19 protein-coding genes are annotated in these 17,895 nt (G+C 39.2%); 14 read left to right on the plus strand and 5 right to left on the minus strand.

Going from position 1 to position 17,895, the window contains the following annotated elements:
* Window positions 1-29: 29 nt before the first annotated feature.
* From murB to galU, 10 genes are all read left to right on the plus strand, one after another.
* Complete coding sequence (gene murB / locus J8Z23_RS01205) at window positions 30-953, plus strand: UDP-N-acetylmuramate dehydrogenase (RefSeq protein WP_434634544.1); 924 nt, start codon at window positions 30-32, stop codon at window positions 951-953.
* Window positions 938-2,242 carry a lipopolysaccharide biosynthesis protein gene (locus J8Z23_RS01210; protein ID WP_434634546.1) on the plus strand — a complete coding sequence of 435 codons (1,305 nt, stop codon included), beginning with the start codon at window positions 938-940 and terminating at the stop codon, window positions 2,240-2,242. Before murB ends, J8Z23_RS01210 begins: the two co-directional genes overlap by 16 nt.
* The gene (locus J8Z23_RS01215; RefSeq protein ID WP_434634549.1) at window positions 2,239-3,432 is read left to right on the plus strand and encodes a hypothetical protein; all 1,194 of its coding nucleotides are present in this window, start codon (window positions 2,239-2,241) and stop codon (window positions 3,430-3,432) included. Before J8Z23_RS01210 ends, J8Z23_RS01215 begins: the two co-directional genes overlap by 4 nt.
* Window positions 3,425-4,555, plus strand: coding sequence for a hypothetical protein (locus J8Z23_RS01220; RefSeq protein ID WP_434634552.1), 1,131 nt, complete (start codon window positions 3,425-3,427; stop codon window positions 4,553-4,555). The genes J8Z23_RS01215 and J8Z23_RS01220 overlap by 8 nt, the downstream gene beginning before the upstream one ends.
* 1 nt (window position 4,556) lies before the next feature.
* A complete protein-coding gene (locus J8Z23_RS01225) occupies window positions 4,557-5,606 on the plus strand; it encodes a glycosyltransferase family 4 protein (protein ID WP_434634555.1) in 1,050 nt (349 codons plus the stop codon).
* Complete coding sequence (gene pssD / locus J8Z23_RS01230) at window positions 5,593-6,075, plus strand: PssD/Cps14F family polysaccharide biosynthesis glycosyltransferase (protein WP_139061071.1); 483 nt, start codon at window positions 5,593-5,595, stop codon at window positions 6,073-6,075. Before J8Z23_RS01225 ends, pssD begins: the two co-directional genes overlap by 14 nt.
* Window positions 6,072-6,524 (plus strand): PssE/Cps14G family polysaccharide biosynthesis glycosyltransferase, encoded by a 453-nt coding sequence (pssE, locus tag J8Z23_RS01235; protein ID WP_258513513.1) that lies wholly within the window; start codon window positions 6,072-6,074, stop codon window positions 6,522-6,524. The genes pssD and pssE overlap by 4 nt, the downstream gene beginning before the upstream one ends.
* A gap of 171 nt (window positions 6,525-6,695) precedes the next feature.
* The gene (locus J8Z23_RS01240) at window positions 6,696-8,789 is read left to right on the plus strand and encodes a YjbH domain-containing protein (RefSeq protein ID WP_434635283.1); all 2,094 of its coding nucleotides are present in this window, start codon (window positions 6,696-6,698) and stop codon (window positions 8,787-8,789) included.
* 97 nt (window positions 8,790-8,886) lie between these two features.
* A complete protein-coding gene (locus J8Z23_RS01245) occupies window positions 8,887-10,053 on the plus strand; it encodes a nucleotide sugar dehydrogenase (RefSeq protein ID WP_053807569.1) in 1,167 nt (388 codons plus the stop codon).
* A gap of 68 nt (window positions 10,054-10,121) precedes the next feature.
* Entirely contained in the window at window positions 10,122-11,000 is an 879-nt protein-coding gene (gene galU / locus J8Z23_RS01250; RefSeq protein ID WP_005397961.1) for a UTP--glucose-1-phosphate uridylyltransferase GalU, read from the plus strand.
* 100 nt (window positions 11,001-11,100) lie between these two features.
* Here galU and tpiA read toward each other — a convergent pair whose 3' ends face one another.
* Window positions 11,101-11,871 (minus strand): triose-phosphate isomerase, encoded by a 771-nt coding sequence (gene tpiA, locus J8Z23_RS01255; protein ID WP_434634562.1) that lies wholly within the window; start codon window positions 11,869-11,871, stop codon window positions 11,101-11,103.
* Window positions 11,872-12,140: 269 nt separating this feature from the next.
* Here tpiA and J8Z23_RS01260 point away from each other — a divergent pair, with 269 nt between their 5' ends.
* From J8Z23_RS01260 to J8Z23_RS01270, 3 genes are all read left to right on the plus strand, one after another.
* The gene (locus J8Z23_RS01260; protein WP_114323085.1) at window positions 12,141-12,488 is read left to right on the plus strand and encodes a 5-carboxymethyl-2-hydroxymuconate Delta-isomerase; all 348 of its coding nucleotides are present in this window, start codon (window positions 12,141-12,143) and stop codon (window positions 12,486-12,488) included.
* A gap of 215 nt (window positions 12,489-12,703) precedes the next feature.
* A complete protein-coding gene (locus tag J8Z23_RS01265) occupies window positions 12,704-13,126 on the plus strand; it encodes a DUF805 domain-containing protein (RefSeq protein ID WP_434634565.1) in 423 nt (140 codons plus the stop codon).
* Window positions 13,127-14,087: 961 nt separating this feature from the next.
* Window positions 14,088-14,303, plus strand: coding sequence for a GIY-YIG nuclease family protein (locus tag J8Z23_RS01270; RefSeq protein WP_420918773.1), 216 nt, complete (start codon window positions 14,088-14,090; stop codon window positions 14,301-14,303).
* Here the strand turns inward: J8Z23_RS01270 and J8Z23_RS01275 are convergent.
* The 3 genes from J8Z23_RS01275 to glpX all read right to left on the minus strand — a co-directional run bounded on the left by J8Z23_RS01275 (window position 14,297) and on the right by glpX (window position 16,627).
* A complete protein-coding gene (locus J8Z23_RS01275; RefSeq protein ID WP_085342723.1) occupies window positions 14,297-14,647 on the minus strand; it encodes a DUF3135 domain-containing protein in 351 nt (116 codons plus the stop codon). The two genes, J8Z23_RS01270 and J8Z23_RS01275, sit on opposite strands and share 7 nt — an antisense overlap.
* A gap of 160 nt (window positions 14,648-14,807) precedes the next feature.
* On the minus strand, window positions 14,808-15,428 hold the full coding sequence (locus J8Z23_RS01280; protein ID WP_048626579.1) for a helix-turn-helix transcriptional regulator: 621 nt from the start codon (window positions 15,426-15,428) through the stop codon (window positions 14,808-14,810).
* Window positions 15,429-15,619: 191 nt separating this feature from the next.
* The gene (glpX, locus tag J8Z23_RS01285) at window positions 15,620-16,627 is read right to left on the minus strand and encodes a class II fructose-bisphosphatase (protein WP_005383180.1); all 1,008 of its coding nucleotides are present in this window, start codon (window positions 16,625-16,627) and stop codon (window positions 15,620-15,622) included.
* 348 nt (window positions 16,628-16,975) lie between these two features.
* Here glpX and zapB point away from each other — a divergent pair, with 348 nt between their 5' ends.
* Window positions 16,976-17,218 carry a cell division protein ZapB gene (zapB, locus tag J8Z23_RS01290; protein ID WP_005379536.1) on the plus strand — a complete coding sequence of 81 codons (243 nt, stop codon included), beginning with the start codon at window positions 16,976-16,978 and terminating at the stop codon, window positions 17,216-17,218.
* 135 nt (window positions 17,219-17,353) lie between these two features.
* Here the strand turns inward: zapB and rraA are convergent, their stop codons facing one another.
* On the minus strand, window positions 17,354-17,860 hold the full coding sequence (rraA, locus tag J8Z23_RS01295; protein ID WP_434634571.1) for a ribonuclease E activity regulator RraA: 507 nt from the start codon (window positions 17,858-17,860) through the stop codon (window positions 17,354-17,356).
* Window positions 17,861-17,895 lie beyond the last annotated feature (35 nt).

Below are 17,895 nucleotides of genomic sequence, written 5' to 3' on the forward strand. Positions count from 1 at the left end.
GGCTACTACTGGGCTGCTGCTGTGTTTTTATGAAATTATCAAACAAAACATTTTGGAAGATTGGTGGGGGATGTGAGTCCTTCTTTGAATTTAATACAGAAAGTGATGTCTGCAACTACCTAAGTACTGAATCAAGCTCTCCTGTAGTTATTGGTAATGGGACAAACACTTTGTTTTGCTCCTCAGGCTTTAATGGGCCCATTATAAAATTAGGTCAAGATTTTGATTTTATTAATGTTATTAATTCTACAGAGATTGAAATTGGAGCTGCAACATATGTTCCTAAATTAGTTCGTAAACTTTCGAATAAAGGGCTAGGTGGTATAGAACACTGTGTAGGCATTCCTGCCACATTTGGTGGTTTAGTTGTCATGAATGGAGGTAGTCAAAGACGATCCATCTCGGAGAATTTAATATCAGTAAAGGTTGTTGATTGTGATGGAGTTATAAAAGTCCTTTCAAAGGAAGAGTGTAACTTTTCATACAGAGAATCAATATTTAAACATGAAAATTTCATAATACTAAGTGCAAGGGTTAAGCTTGAGAAAATTAATATTGGCGAAAATAGAAGAGTGCTTCTAAATATTCTAAAAGAAAGGAAGAATAAATTCCCTATAAAGTTTCCAAGCTGTGGTTCTGTTTTTTTAAGCAGTCCTGAACTTTTTAATATGGTAGGGCCTCCAGGTTATGTTATTGAATCTCTTGGTCTAAAAGGTTACAAAATAGGGAATGCTCAAATATCAGAACAACATGCTAATTTTATTGTTAATTTAGGCGGGGCAAGTTCTGATGATGTCTTGTCTTTAGTAAGTCTTATTAATGAAAAGTGTAAAGATAAATATGGTTTTGAACTCGAGTCAGAAGCATTATTTTATAGCAATGATATGAAAGGAGTTCCATTAAATAAGGCAGTGGAAATAAAAGGGAAACAATCAAAGTGCGAGATTTTTTAGGGTTACTGTTCTCGAAGTTTACAGTTTTGATATTATCCGTTTTTGTGGTTTTTGTTCAAGCGAAAGCTCTAGGTGCAGAACAACGAGGGATGCTTGCGATGATACTATTGCTCCCTCAGTTATTTGTTTCCATTACTGATGGTGGAATGAGGCAAGCTATCAGTTATTTACTAGGAAAGAAATCTGAATCTGAAGCTAATATACTTGGAAGTGTAAGACTATTTACATATATATCTGTGATGTTTTGGGGAAGTATTTTACTAGTGCTTCAATATTTATACCTAAAAGATGACGTAGATATATATATATTACTTCTTTCAGTTCTAATTCTACCCTTTATAGTATTAGTAAACTCTTATCGAGGGGTTTTTATTGGTAGAGAACGTATTAATAACTTTTCAAAAACGTTGCTAGTCCCTAGAGTTACGTATTTTTTTGTTATAGTTTTACTATACTATATGGATCAACTGACTTTAGAATTTGCCTTTTTCTCTTTTCTATTTTTTCATTTTTTTTCATTCGTGTTGTCAAGGTTTCTTTGCAAAAGAGACAATGTGTCTTTCAATATTTCACTAGCATCAAGGACCACACTTTCAAAAATATTTCGACTAGGAATAATCTATGCCGTATCACTGTTTTTTATTGACTTTAATTACAAAGCAGGTTTGTTTATTATCAGTCAGTTAAGTGATAGTTCTGATGTCGGTAATTATATCGTTTCTACACAAGTCGTTGAATTCATATGGCAGATTCCTGCAGCACTATCCATAATTATCTTTTCAAAAAGCGTGAATAAAAAAGAACACGGGGATGTTTGGGTAGATAAACTCAAAAAGGTTTCTAGAGTTCAGTTTTTTATCGGAGGTGTTTTTAGTTTATTTATTGGTTTCGTTCTCCATTTTTTTGTTCCTTTAGCGTTGGGGCAAGAATATGATAAAGTTTCAGCTCTATTTTTTATCCTTATTCCTGGAATTGTTTTTATGAGTGTATTTAAGCTGATTAATGTAGACTTTGCTGGGCGAGGAAAACCAATTATTTCACTTTATTTTATGCCGATAATTTTAGTTTTAAACTGTCTGATGTCATATATTATATTTCCATATTATAATGTTTATGGGGTTGCGATTTCTGTATCTATTTCTTATGTTTTATCTACCCTGATTGCAGTGTTGATATATGAAAAAAAATATTCGGAAAAATTATCAATATTAGATTACTTTATTGTGAATAGAAAAGACTTTAATGAGTTTCATGATAAAATTAAATCTATTAGGTCTGAGAAAGCATGAAGAGATTAAGTGAAAATCAATTTGTATCATTGTCTTGTTTATTCTTGTTTTTTGATGCATTGAATGGCTTTTTTCTAACGGTTGTAGGCTTAGACATAAAAATATCGATAGCTTATAAGTTGTTTTTCTTATGCTTTGCTTTAGTTTTTTTGGCTAAGAAAAATAAAAATTATTTCTTTTTTTCATTATTCCTTATAATATACTCATTCATTTGGAGTGTTTTTCAAAATATTTTTGGTAGCGGTGACTACCTTTTGAATGACTTTTCTGAAATACTAAAGTTATTTTACACATTTATTATTTTTTTTACTTTCTCGAGTTTTCAAACAAGCAACCCAAACGTGGCTTTAATTAAGATATCCTTTTTCTCTACAATAGTTTTGTTATTTAATGTAACTATTGGTTATCTTGGTGTCGGGAACACAAGTTATGATGATTATGGATTTAAAGGTCTTTTTTATGCGGGTAATGCGCTTTCTGGTGTATTAGTGATTATATTCTCTTTCTATTTGTTTTCCAATTACTCCAATGGAAAGTATCGCTTCACTTCATTTTTTATTCTTATGTTCATTGCTTTGATGTTAGGAACTAAGAGTGCTGTTCTTGGTTTAGTATTAGTATTTTTTCTGTCTTATACCAAACTTTCGGAACTTAAGAGTTTTCTAGTTTTAATGGTTATTCTTTTTCTAATTACTTTTTTAGTGTTTAGTAATTTTGAATTGATAACTAACTCAGCAGTTTACACAAGGATTAGTTATTTTTATGACAATGGAGGGATTATTAGAGTTTTGTTGTCTGGCAGAGATGTTTTTTTAGACAATATTTTTCCCATCTATTTAAGTACACATGTTGGCGGATTGATTTTTGGACTCGGGTTTGAAGAACTTAGAGAAGGCGGTAAGCCTTTAGTTGAGATGGACTTCTTTGATATTTTATTTATATTCGGCATGTCGGCTTTATTGTTTTATGTAATTTCTATTCTTACTTATGTCTGTGTTTCAGTTAAAAAATTTGCATTTATTAATGGTGTTAGGGTCGTTTTTTCATCTCTGTTAGTTTTATCATTAATTGCTTTTTGGGCCGGACATATATTGTTTAATGGCTTAGTTACTCCTTTTCTTGGGATTCTGCTTTCTATACCTTTCTGGAAATATAATTATTTAAAATGGAGTGAGTGTGACAATGAGTAATGTACTATTTATGGTTTATACTATGGATACCGGACTGGGTGGCCATATTTACAGTTTAAAAAACATTTCAGAGCGATTAGAGTGTGAGTTTAAAATTTTATACTTTGGATATATGCCACCTAAAGTTGAGCTTAAAAATTTAACATTTGTCGATTTAAACAAAAACTCTATTTTTGATTGTATAAAAATATCTTGTAAAGAAGGTAAAAATACTCAAGTAATTCATTCTTTTAATGAACACTCATATTTCTTTTCTAGGATATCATCTCTAGTAAATAAGTCTAAACTAGTGCTTAACAAGTGTGGTGGTAAAAATAATAAATATTATCCTAAGACTAAATCGTTAGTTGTTTTTTCCAAAGAAAACTATGATTTTTTTAAAAGAAAAGGAAATGGTAATGTTTATTTAATACCTAATAGGGTCTCAAGCCCTACAGTTTTACCCCAAAGTATTACAATTGATAAAGAAAAGAAGAATATAATATGCATATCTCGATTTAGTAGAAAATATAAAGAAAAAATAGAAAAATCAATTCATCTATTAATGTTTTTGAATAAAAAAAGAAACTCGACAACACTGTCTATTGTTGGAACAATCGATGATGTAAGTGTTTTCGAACAGATAAGAGATTCTTATGGGAATATTCCTAATCTTTTTATTTATACCGATCCTGTATATACCTCAAATGCTCAAAGACATATACCTTATTTTGATCTTACTATCTCCGCAGGAAGAAGTTTAATGGAGTCTTTTTCTTACGGAGTTCCTGCTGCGATCGTAACAGAAGATAGAGAATACCCAACTTTAATAAATCAGAAAAATTTTGACACAGCATTTTATTACAACTTTTCTGAAAGAACAAAATTTGAATGCGAAAAAGAATTAGATAAACAAGAAGTTTTTGATTATTTTTTCTGTGACTCAAACTCAGTGGTAAACTTTACAAAAGATATGTATGTAAAGTACTTTGACTCATCAGTCATAAACAATAGGTATCAAGAAGTTTATTTGAACTCAAATGGAGAGTCTTTTTATAATTTTGTTGATATTATTTTGAATGGACTATATATATACTGGATAAGAAGAAGTGTTAATATTTCTAGTCTGACTCAGGAATACTAAGATGAGAATCTTGTTGATATCTAATATGTACCCATCAGAGTTTAGTCCTAGCTTTGGTGTCTTCGTAAAAAATATCTATAATCAACTACGAGATGAAAATAAAAGCATTAACAAAGTAACAATTAGTAAGAGCCATGCTAATAATTTGAGAAAAGTTTTTGATTATTCTTTTTTCTTTATTTTTATTTTTATTAAAATTCCGTTTTATCAATTGTTTTATGTTCACTTTGTTTCTCATTCAATGATTCCATTTGTCTTGTTGTCATATATCGGAATTAGGCCTAGAATTGTAAGTCATGTGCACGGTGGTGATGTTAAATTACTAGATGGCTTCAGTCGTAATCAATTTAAAATTAAGCGTAAGATCGTACAGAGAGCATTAAGTATATCAGAAAAAATTGTCGTCCCTTCTTACTCATATTCTAAGTATGTACAACAAGAGTATGGAGTTAGCGCTGATAAGATATTAGTTTATCCCTCTGGAGGTGTTGATCTTGATAAATTTAAGCTCCTACCAATTGAAAGAGAACAGAAGTTGCTTGGTTATGCAGGTAGACTTATAAAATCTAAGAATGTTGATATTATTATTCGAGCATTAGTCGATCTTCCTGACTTTCATTTAGAAGTGGTAGGTGATGGAAATCAAAAAAATGCTTTAATTGAACTAACTAAAAACCTTGGTGTTGAGAACCAAGTAAAGTTCCTTCCGCCTATGTCCCAAAGTGAACTAGTTCTTTGGTACAATAAGATTAATACTCTTATATATCCATCAGATAGCGAAAGTTTGGGGTTAGTGCCTATCGAGGCTATGGCATGCGGCGCGCAAGTTGTATTATCAGATATACCTGCTTTTACTGAGTTAGTAGATCTTTCTTTCAATGTCTGTATTGTTAACGAAAAGAAACCAGAGCGTTACTCTAAGGCTATTTTAGAGAAAATGGATATTGAGAATCAAGATCGTAAAAAAATAATAGAACACAACCTGGATATTATTCGTAAAAATTATTCATCCGCTGTAACCTTAAAGAGTTTAAAAAATGTCTTGTTCTAAAAGTATCCTTTTTTGTTATGGTGTCGGTGGGCACAATAGTCAAATGAATCGTTTAGTTAAACGTTTAAAACCTCATTTGGAAAATGCGAAATTAATTTCACTTTCCGACAAAAAAGATGCTCCTGATTGGGCTGATGAACATTATGTCTGTGGCGAGTTACGCTCTAAACATAGACATATAGACTCTCTTTTAAATACAGGCCCAGCGAAAATAGTTACTTGTCTCATTAAAATTCGTCGTAACCATCATATTCATAGCGTTGTATCAACAGGACCTGGTATCTGTATAGTTGCTGCTTTATTTTATAAGATTATGGGAGCAAAAATCGTTCATGTGGAAACATGGTCCAGATTTAAAACTAGATCATTAACTGGTCGTATTATGTATAAATTAGCGGATAAGTTTTATGTACAAAACGAATCCCTTGTACGTCTCTATCCCAATGCTATTTACGCAGGATTATTATGAAGATTTTTGTGACTGTTGGTACAACAAAATTTGACACTTTGATTCGAGCAGTTGATTTCTCTTCTGATACTGAAAGCCATCAGTATACTTATCAAATTGCTGACGGCGAATACAAACCATCATCTGGAAGCTATTTTACTTTTACTTCAGATATAGAGGATTACTATAATCAGGCGGATGTTGTTATAACTCATGCTGGTGCAGGTTCTATTTACGGTCTTTTGGAGCGAAACAAGACCATAATCATTGTTCCAAATCTAGACCGCGTAGATAAACATCAAAGCGATATTGCAGATTTTATGGAAGAAGGTGGGTATGCAAGAGTATGTTACAATATGGAAATAATAGGAGAAATAATTAACAGTATTGTTGAATTTCAACCCAAAAGGTTTATTAAGAAAGACTTTTTTAAGCAAGAAGAAATTTCCAGATTTATCTTGGGTGTGTAAAAACTTATTTGATGTTTTTTTACTATATGGTGTTTTTTGTAAAATACATTATAACCTTAATAAAAGAACATTTATGTCGTTATTAATCATTTCGATATTTTTTATTACTGTTATGGTTAGCGATTAACTTCTGCATTCTGAATGCAAACTTAATATATTGAAAATGGAATGATGGTAAATAAACCTAATGCACTAGGGATTGTATTTTTTGCATTATCTCTATATACAGGCGAAACGCTTGCAACATCCTTAAAAGAATTACCTTCTAACCAAAGTTTTACTGGTTTGACTTTTATACCCAATGCCCAAGTTCAAAACTACGGGAGCTTTGGCTTTGACTTTGCACATGGGTTACCGCTTAGGAATAACGTCTCTGATATAGAGTCTTTAACGTTCTCTCTCGGACTAATCGAAGGGTTAGAGGCACAAGGCCGAATCGTGACTGAAGACTATAGTTCTAATGGGTTTGTTGTGGGGAGTGTTAGAGACCTATCAGCCTCTTTTAAGTATCAACTTCCTTTTTTTAAAGATTTTAATAAACTCAAGTTGGCAGTTGGCGTGCAAGATCTTGGAGGAGAGTTAAACTACTTTAATACGAATTATATAGTTGCTGACTACTCTTTCGATTTTGCTCCAGTTCGAATGTCGTTGGGGTATGGTCAGTCAGATATTCCGCTTGGTGTTATGGATGGCCCATTTGGTGGTGTTGAGTACCAACCATTCAATTTTATTCAGTTGGTAGGTGAGTACGACTCAGAAGAGTTTAATTCTTCAGTAAAAATTTTTACGCCAAAAGAGCTGCTCCCGTATGATATAACAGCTTCCCTTAGTTATCAGGTCTATTCAGGCCATGACACTGATACTAAAAATGTATGGAATGCCGCTTTTTCAATCCCTCTGATATCTGATTACACACGCTCAGTTAGCTTTTTTCAAAACGATATTTCTTTGATAGATAAGCTTTTTGTAGAGCAGAAGAAGTTTCAAGATGCTTCGATCTTAACTTTGGTGAGTGCGTTAAAAAACGAAGGTTTCGTTAATGTTCAAGTGGGGTTAGTCAATGGTAGAGTCGTGGTGGCTTTAGAGAACCGTCGATACAACCATAATCAAGCAGATGGATTAGGTGTAGCTCTGGGGATTGTATCGAGTTATTTCGGTCAAAATGCGGCGCAAGATATTGGCGCTGCATCGGGTCAATTTGAACTTGTGATGCTTGCCAACCAAAAACCAGTGGTCAGCGTTTTGTCTGACTCTAACTGTTACCAAAGTTTTGTCAATGGCAGCGCATCTTGTGATGACATTCAGTTTATCACGCGCGGCTTGTCGGAAAGATTAGACATGGTTGATTGGAAAACGGAACGAGTCAATTCAGGCACTTTAGATTCGCAGATCGTATTTTCCCCTATGGTAAGGCATGGCGTAGCAACCGAGTACGGTGTGTATGATTACTCTTTTGCCATGTCCAGCAACTTATACACCTACCTATGGTCTGGCGCGGCAATAGATGTTCGTCATATTTTACCTTTAGCAGAAAGTGATGATTTTGAAGAGGGCGGGTATTTCGAAGACAGCGTATACGAGAACGAGATTGAGCGTGCAATGGTACATCAGTTCTTCCGTTTGCCATATGTCGATATAGCCAACCAAGTATCTCTAGGCTTGGTTAAATCGGACTATATCGGTGCGCGTAGTGAATCAGCTTGGTTCTCTCAATCGGGCAACCATTGGTTGGGATTAGAGATGAGCTATTTCCAACATCAAGACGAAAAAGACAAAAATGGTTATGCGAACCCAGATCGCCAAACCTTTTTAACTCGTTACACATTCTCTATGCCAGAGTGGGATTGGCAGTTTAATGCGACTGCTGGCGAGTTTTGGAAAGGGGATGTTGGCGCAAAATTCACGACATCACATTGGTTTGAAGACATAGAAGTATCCGCAAGTTATCAGGTGACAAAGTTTAACGATACAGACGAAGAGCAGTTTGTCACTGTGTCGGTAAAGCTGCCATTAACGCCATGGCGTGATATGTCACCGGGAGTGATACAAGTTCGTGGTAACGAGGCTTATGATTTCAACGTTACGACACGAGTTGGCAATGATTATAACTACTTAGCGGCAGACCAAGGGGATGAACTTGTGATGGATAATAGCATGCTTCGTCGCTACTTTAACCGAGGCCGTTATGGCCAAGAGTACTTTGAGCAGAACAGGCAGCGAATCCGCAACGCTTATTTGCGTTACTTGGGTACTCAATTGAATTAAGTTGTGTTGCTAGTTAGGCTTTGAGTTAATCACTGTACTCTACCGAGAGTGCAGGTATTTTGATATGCTAGCGTCAGTTAAATAATAGGAAATAAAAATGAAAATTGCTGTAGCAGGCACGGGCTACGTCGGTTTGTCCAATGCCATGTTATTGTCACAAAACCATGAGGTTGTGGCGGTTGATATTATCCAAGAAAAAGTGGACTTGTTGAACGACAAGAAGTCTCCAATTGTTGATGCGGAAATCGAACATTTTCTTGCAAACAAAGAGCTCAACTTTGTCGCGACGCTAGATAAAGAGCTGGCTTACAAAGGCGCAGAGTTTGTTGTTATTGCCACACCAACGGATTATGACCCTCAAACGAACTACTTTAATACTTCTTCAGTTGAAGCAGTGATTAAAGATGTGATGGCAATTAATCCAGATGCGGTTATGGTGATTAAGTCGACTGTACCTGTGGGTTATACTGCGCGTATTAAAGAGGAGCTCGGTTGTCAGAATGTTATGTTCTCTCCAGAGTTTCTTCGTGAAGGTAAAGCACTTTACGATAACCTCCACCCGTCTCGCATAATCGTTGGTGAACGCAGCGAACGTGCAGAGAAGTTCGCTAACCTTTTGGTTGAAGGTGCGGTAAAAGAAGACATCTCGGTTCTGTTTACTGACTCTACAGAAGCAGAAGCGGTTAAGTTGTTCTCAAACACATACCTCGCGATGCGCGTAGCTTACTTCAATGAGTTAGATTCGTATGCTGAAGCACACAACCTTGATGCTCGCCAAATTATTGAAGGTGTTGGCTTAGACCCTCGTATTGGCAATCACTACAACAATCCGTCATTCGGTTATGGTGGTTACTGCTTACCAAAAGATACAAAGCAATTGTTAGCAAACTACCAAGAAGTTCCTAATAACATTATTGGTGCAATCGTTGATGCGAACCGCACTCGTAAAGATTTTGTCGCAGAGTCTATTCTCAAGCGAGAACCAAAAGTCGTGGGTATTTACCGCTTAATTATGAAAGCTGGTTCAGATAACTTCCGCGCTTCGTCTATTCAAGGCATTATGAAGCGTATTAAAGCGAAAGGTATTGAAGTAGTGGTGTACGAGCCAGTACTTAAGGAAGATGAGTTCTTCCACTCTGCTGTTATCCGCGATATTGAAGAATTCAAACAAATGTCTGATGTCATTGTTTCTAACCGCATGGTGGAAGAACTAGCTGATGTGGCTAATAAAGTTTACACCCGCGACCTGTTCGGTAGTGATTAATTAGTCTTTATATTCAAATAATATAATAGGCTCCCTTAAGGGAGCCTTTCTTTTAGTTGGTAATGGTTATGATTAAAAAATGTTTATTCCCTGCTGCGGGTTACGGTACACGTTTCCTTCCTGCAACTAAGTCGATGCCGAAAGAAATGATGCCAGTGGTGAACAAGCCATTGATTGAATACGGTGTTGAAGAAGCGATTGAAGCCGGTATGGACGGTATGTGCATCGTCACTGGTCGTGGTAAGCACTCGTTAATGGATCACTTTGATAAAAACTACGAGCTAGAGCATCAAATTAGCGGTACAAGTAAAGAAGCGCTGCTTGATGATATTCGTTCTTTGATTGATTCTGCGAGTTACACTTACATCCGTCAGCGTGAAATGAAAGGCTTAGGTCACGCTATTCTTACGGGACGTGAATTGGTCGGTGATGAACCGTTTGCTGTAGTGCTTGCGGATGACCTTTGTGTGAATGAGGACAAAGGCGTTCTAGCTCAAATGGTTGAGCTGTACAAACAGTTCCGCTGTTCAATCGTTGCGGTACAAGAAGTGCCGGAATCAGAAACGCATAAATACGGTGTGATTGCTGGCGAGATGATCAAAGATGATATCTTCCGCATTGATAACATGGTTGAAAAGCCAGAGCCAGGTACTGCACCTAGCAATCTAGCGATTATTGGTCGCTACATTCTGACCCCTGATATCTTTGAGCTGATTGAAAATACAGAGCCGGGTAAAGGTGGCGAGATTCAAATCACCGATGCGTTGATGCAACAAGCTCAATCTGGTTGTGTTTTGGCATACAAATTTAAAGGTCAGCGCTTTGATTGCGGTAGCGTAGAAGGCTACATTGAAGCAACAAATTACTGCTACGAGAACCTTTATAAGAAGGATTCCAGTGCGGAGCTCGCGAAAAAACCAACCGTGAAAATTGCCGAGCCAGCATAATTCAGAACTTCCTATCGGTGTACTCCGAGTGGATAACACGCAAACAAAAAGGGATGCATGATGCATCCCTTTGTTATTTCGACTCTGAGTAAAAACGAGATTAAGCTTTTTCTTTTGCCGCTGCTTTAGCGATTGCCGCGAAGCTTTTCGCGTCTAGAGAAGCGCCGCCAACTAGAGCACCGTCGATGTCTGGTTGTGAGAAGTAAGCTTCAGCGTTTTCTGGCTTAACAGAACCGCCGTATTGGATGATTACTTGTGCTGCAACTGCTTCGTCTTTCGCTGCGATTAGTGCACGGATAGAAGCGTGGATGCGTTGTGCATCTTCAGCTGTTGCTGCTTTACCAGTACCGATAGCCCAGATTGGTTCGTAAGCGATGATTGCGCCGTTTAGAGCTTCAACACCGTAAGTGTCGATAACTGCGTTGATTTGACGTGCACATACAGCTTCAGTTTCGCCAGCTTCGTTTTGCGCTTCAGATTCACCGATACAGAAAACAGGAGTTAGGCCGTTTTCTTTTAGGAAGTTGAATTTCTTCGCGATGAACTCGTCAGATTCGTTGTGGTATTCACGACGCTCTGAGTGACCGATGATGATGTGAGTAGCACCGAAATCTTTCAGCATTTCTGGAGACATATCGCCAGTGAACGCACCGCTGTTGTTTAGGTCAGTGTTTTGAGCACCTAGGATGATCTTGTTACCGCCTTCAGCGATTACGCGCTCTGCTAGGTCGATGTAAAGTGCTGGTGGAGCGACTGCTACGTCAACACCTTCAACGCCTTCAAGCTCAGCGTTAAGACCAGTTAGCAGCTCAGTTACCATTGCTTTGCTACCGTTTAGTTTCCAGTTACCCATCACTACAGGACGACGCATAGGAATATCTCCCTTATCTTTAATGTAAATAGTCAATTAATGTAAAAAATCTACGTAGGAATATAACAGAATAATGTGAACAGATCATGATTGGCGTCATGTCTTGTCCGGCTTTCTTTACTGATTCGACCAAGCATCGATCCTGTTATTTTTGTCAAAAGCAATCGATTGGTGATCACGTAGACAGAATGATAGTTCATTCCTCGGAAATTGCTGCTGAGATTGGTATTACTACGCGCTGGAGTTAATTGTTGTAGAAAGGAATCAAAATGCCAAATCTCGTTTTAGAGTATTCAAACTCGGTGGAAGAACGCGTCAATGTTCAGGGGTTGCTGGAGGATTTACATAAAACGGCGTTAGAGAGTGGCCTTTTTGAACTCGCGTCAGTGAAATCTAGAACGCTCAGGTGCCACAATTGGTTAATTGGGGAAGAGGGCGATAGCCTCGACTTTATCCATATCAACTTTGATTTGCTATCTGGCCGTTCCCAAGAGCAGAAGCGGGAACTGTCACGAGCCTTGATGGCGACACTTCAAGAGCAAGCCAGTCACGTGCACAGCTTAACGGTCAACATCCGAGACATGGACGTAGAAAGCTTCCAGAAGGTAGTGAATTAGGTTGAACAGAGTTTCTTGAGAATAACGAGTAGGGTTAAGCATCGCGAGATGCAAGGGAACTGAAAGCTAATAGGCCTTATCGAGTGTTTATCGTTGCTTGAGCTTAGTCTCTCTGCTTGTTATAACGGCGTTGTTGGCGCTTACACTGCAGGTGTACTTTCCAAACTATATCGACTCGGCTAATCTATAACCTTTCTATTTTGGGGTAAAATTTGATGTCGACTAAAGAGTTACTGTTTTCTTTTCAAGGGCGTATAAACCGTAAAACCTACTGGATTTGGAACGTCATTTACTATGTCTCTATTCTAGGTTTTGGTGCTGGAATCAGTAAGCTATTTCCTACTTTCTCCTATTTACTTCTCCCTATTTTCTTGGTGATTTTGTTAATCCCTGATTTGGCGATCACCACCAAGCGTTGGCATGACCGCGACAAATCAATCTATTGGCTAGCGCTGAATATTCCGCTGATTATCGGACGAATCGCTACGCCAATGACCAGCCCTGTCGCACAAGAGCCGTCGACACCGCAAATGTTCGTTGCATCCATTTCTCTGATTTGTGGTTTATGGATTCTAATTGAATGTGGCTTCTTAAAGGGGACATCAGGACCAAACCAATATGGCCCTGAGCCGGAGTAATCGCTTTAAGTAACGTGCTCGCTGAAAGTAGACTCTTAGTCTCGCTGAGGCTCGCTAGAATGACGAACTCCTTTGGTCTAGGGCTTGCTATTATAACCGTCATTCTGAACAACGAGGTACGAGCGTGATTCAGAATATATTGTCTGGTTGCGAAGTGGTTAAGGTGAGTGGGTAAGAATAGGAGTTTGCTGTTACTTGATTCTTAGTCTCGCTGGAGCTCGCAAGAATGACGAACTCCTTTACTTTAGAGCTTGCTATAGTGACGGTCATTCTGAACAACGAGGTACGAGCGTGATTCAGAATCTATCGTCCGCTTGAGCAGTAGCTAAGGTGAGTGGGAAAGAATAGGAGTTTGCTGTTACTTGATTCTTAGTCTCGCTGGAGCTCGCTAGAATGACTAGCTTTTTTGATCTAGAGCTTGCTATTTTAACCGTCATTCTGAACAGTGAGGGACGAGCATGATTCAGAATCTATCGTCCGCTTGAGCTGTGGCTAAGGTGAGCGGGAGAGAATAGGAGCTTGCTGTTACCAGATTCTTAGTCTCGCTAAGGCTCGCTAGAATGACGAACTCTTTTGATTTAGAGACTGTTAAAGCCACTGTCATTCTGAACAACGAGGAACGAGGTGATTCAGAATCTATCATCCGGTTGAGCAGTGGCTAAGGTGAGTGCGAAAGAATAGGAGCTTGCTGTTACCAGATTTTTAGTCTCGTTTGAGCTCGCTAGAATGACGAACGCTTTTGACCTAGAGCTTATTAAAGTCACCGTCATTCTGAACAACGAGGCACGAGTGTGATTCAGAATCTACGCACAGAGCGCTCCGAGTTTGAACTGAGCGATTGAATTACAATGGAAAAGTAACAGCGAATCATGAAGGAGAATGAATCATCGATAGGACACCTTGCGTTTATATCCTAACGTCAAACAACAACGCCGTTCTTTACATTGGTGTTACCAGTCAGATGCCCCAAAGAATATGGCAACATAAAAACGGAGTAGTGGAAGGATTTACTAAGAAATACAACGTTCATAAGCTCGTTTACTTTGAGTTATTCGACGATATGGCTACTGCTATAAACCGAGAAAAGCAGCTCAAGCAGTGGAAGCGTGAGTGGAAGTTAGCCTTGGTAAGAGAAACGAACCCTAACTTTCTCGATCTATCTACAGAGTATCAGTAAAAATCATCCCTACCTTTAAATGCCTCTAAGCTAACCACATCCGCTTTTTGAGTCGGTGCCGTTTCCCCTTGTAGAGCCGCTCTGAACTTCACGACCTGTTTTTGTAATTCGTTCATCAATACCACATTGGTGTGGTGAGGGTTTTTACACGTGCTGATGACCCTATCGATGTGGCTTTGCTGAGCCCACAGTCTTTCTTGCATGTTTTCTGATGCGCTTTCGATCATCTCTTTTGCCATTTCATGACGAAATTGCTCAAAAGCTTCTGGGTCTCGCTCAGCCATTCGAACCATTTCATCGAATGGCGGAAGCGTTTGAGAAGAGTAGTGACGTAGAGTAGACATCAATGTTCTCCAAATCCTTATGGAAATTGCCTTTAGTTACTAAAAGCCTATACCACTAGAAAGAGGAGAGAGGATGAATTCTTCAGCCGTCTCATTTATAAGAGAAGCTTTCAGGCTTGAGATTGAATAAGTGCGGCATGTCGATGTTTGTTTGTGGTGGTTACTGCAGTTGTTGGATGCGGTACACGCAGCGTCTTTGACCGCTAATGATATGCTCGGTGCGCTCTATTTTGGTGTCACGTCCAAGCAAAGACTGAAAGACGCTCAATTCCGATTGGCACAAGCTTGGGCAGCGAGTTGCGGCTTTACAAATCGGGCAGTGATTTTCGATCAAGATAAATCCGTTCTCATCTTGCTCAAGCTCGGCCATATAGCCTTCTTGCTCTCTGAGTGTCACAAGAGTTTCTAGTTTGCTTTGCAGAGAGTTACATTGCTCAAGATGCTGACGATAACTTTGTAACGTGAGTTTTTCTCTTTCCGATGTGACTTTGTCCAGTCCATCTTTGCCAAAAATGTGTTCGACAGCCTCTATAAACTGAATGGTCAACTCACCGTGACGGTCAGCAAATTGCTCATGACCTTTCTGAGTGAGAGACCAATGGCGAGCGGGGCGACCCACTTTGACTTTGACGTCATGAATAGACAGGATGCCATCATCTTCTAAACTCTGAAGGTGCTGACGTGCCCCCATAGTTGTCATACCCAGTTCAGAAGAGAGTTGTTTTGCAGTGACGGAACCATCACGCTTAACGATTTGCAATATCCTATCTACGGTCTTCATATACCCACCATTTATACGTCAGTACATATTATGCGCGATAGGGTTAGTAAAGAAAAGTGTTGACTTAGTTTGAGTGGGGATCTGTTGGGTCTATGTTCATGCGAACCAATATATATCGCCACTCTGAACAGCGAGAAACGAGTGTGAGAAAGAAAGGCTCCAACTCAGATTGGCTAGAGCCTCGAGAAATGCTAAAGAATAATATCACGCACTTCTGGATCTTTACGATCTAGGTAGTGAGTCGACTTAATACGACGAATAGTACGGCATCGACCACGCACGAGCAGCGTTTCTGTGGTTGCGATATTGCCTTGGCGAGAGATGCCTTCTAGCAAGTCACCTTTAGTAATGCCTGTTGCTGAGAATACCACGTTGTCGCTGCGTGCCATGTCTTCCATTTTGAGGACAACATTCGCTTTTACGCCCATTTCATCGCAGCGTTTTAGTTCGTCTGCGCCGTAAATGCGGTTTTCTTCAGTATCGCCTTTTACTTCGTGACGCGGAAGTAGACGACCGTGCATGTCACCGTCTAGCGCTCGAATCACCGCGGCTGAGACGACCCCTTCTGGCGCGCCGCCAATACAGTACATCATGTCCACTTCACTGTCTGGCATACAAGTCAGAATAGAGGCAGCCACGTCACCATCAGGCACCGCAAAGACACGTACGCCCATTGCTTGCATTTCTGCAATAACGTCATCGTGGCGAGGTTTCGCAAGGGTAATAACGACTAAGGTATCAAGTGGTTTGTTCAGGGCTTTTGCTACGTTTTCTAGGTTCTCTTTTAACGGCTTTTCTAAGTCAATCACGCCTTTTGCACCAGGGCCAACAACCAGTTTTTCCATGTACATATCTGGCGCTTTAAGAAAGCTGCCTTTCTCACCTGCGGCAAGTACGGCTAGTGCGTTTGATTGCCCCATTGCCGTCATGCGCGTCCCTTCAATCGGGTCGACTGCAATATCTACTTCATCACCACCAATACCCACTTGCTCACCAATGTATAGCATTGGCGCATCATCGATTTCACCCTCACCAATGACAATTTCACCACTGATATCTGTTTTGTTCAGTAGGGTGCGCATAACTTCAACAGCTGCGCCATCGGCTGCATTTTTATCGCCACGGCCAAGCCATTTGTAACCAGCCAAAGCTGCACCTTCAGTCACACGGGAAAATGCCATTGCTAAATCGCGTTTCATGATGTCTCCAAGTAAGCAAGAGGGAAGAAGAATTTGCGCGGCGATTCTATCACAACGCAGGGTAAACGTTTGCCTTTTTGCGGAGCTTTTACTTTATCTAACTTGAATTTGATCAATACTTAGGGCGATTTTCAGCGTTGTGGGAGGCAAAATCCTTGCTCAAAAATGCTTCGGCGATAAGAAAAGTCAGCGTTTAGTGAGATTGCGCCGATTTTTTGACCGAATGATGCGAAATATCGAATATAGTGAGTGTTTCTCATCGCGACGCTGAGTAGAATGAACCTTATATAGGTTAGGTGTGCATCAATCTTGCACATCGTCCCAACGGAATAACATAGGTAGGCCAAGATGTCTTTTGAAGTACTAGAACAACTAGAATCTAAAATTCAAACTGCAGTTGACACAATCACTCTTCTTCAGATGGAAGTCGAAGAGCTGAAAGAAGATAAAGCAAAACTTGCGGAAGAAGCGAACGAGCTTCGCTCTCAACGTGAAGAGCTAGAGCAAAAAGCACAGCAAGCACAACAAGAGCACGCGCAATGGCAAGAGCGCATTCGTGCACTACTTGGCAAAATGGACGAAGTGGAATAATCCGGCTTCTTCATTCCAAATTAAAAACACCCGCGTTAAGCGGGTGTTTGTGTTTTGGGCAAGTTGAAAATCGTTAGGACAAGCTCGATTCTGATAGCCAAGAGAAGGTCCTATAACTTAGGTACCTAAGACTCGTTATTCTTCTTCATCCAACTCTAAATCAATATTCAATGGCTCAGGCGACAGGATGATCCCAGTGCTATCAGCATAAATATAATCTTCAGGTAAGAAGCTGACGCCGCCAAAGTTGACTGGTATATCTAATTCGCCGATACCCTGGCTGGTCGCTCCAACAGGAATAGAAGCGAGGGCTTGAATGCCTAAGTTCATATCTTCAAGTTCATCTACTTCACGAACACAGCCGTAAACGACAATGCCTTCCCACTCGTTTTCTTCCGCAATAGTTGCGATTTCTGCATCGATAAGGGCTTTACGTAGGGAACCGCCACCGTCAATTAACAAAACGCGACCAAGTCCATCTTGCTCTAATGTCTCGCGGATCAACGAATTATCTTCAAAACACTTGATGGTGGTGATTTGCCCGGCAAATGAAGCGCGACCGCCAAAATTACTGAACATTGGTTCAACCACATCTACCTGATCGAGGTAGATATCACAGAGTGCTGAGGTATTGTATTCCATAGCGTACCTTTCTAAACAGAAATTGGTTGTCTTTG

The sequence above is a fragment of the Vibrio sp. SCSIO 43086 genome, from assembly GCF_051132235.1.
Taxonomy (GTDB): Bacteria; Pseudomonadota; Gammaproteobacteria; order Enterobacterales; family Vibrionaceae; genus Vibrio; species Vibrio diabolicus.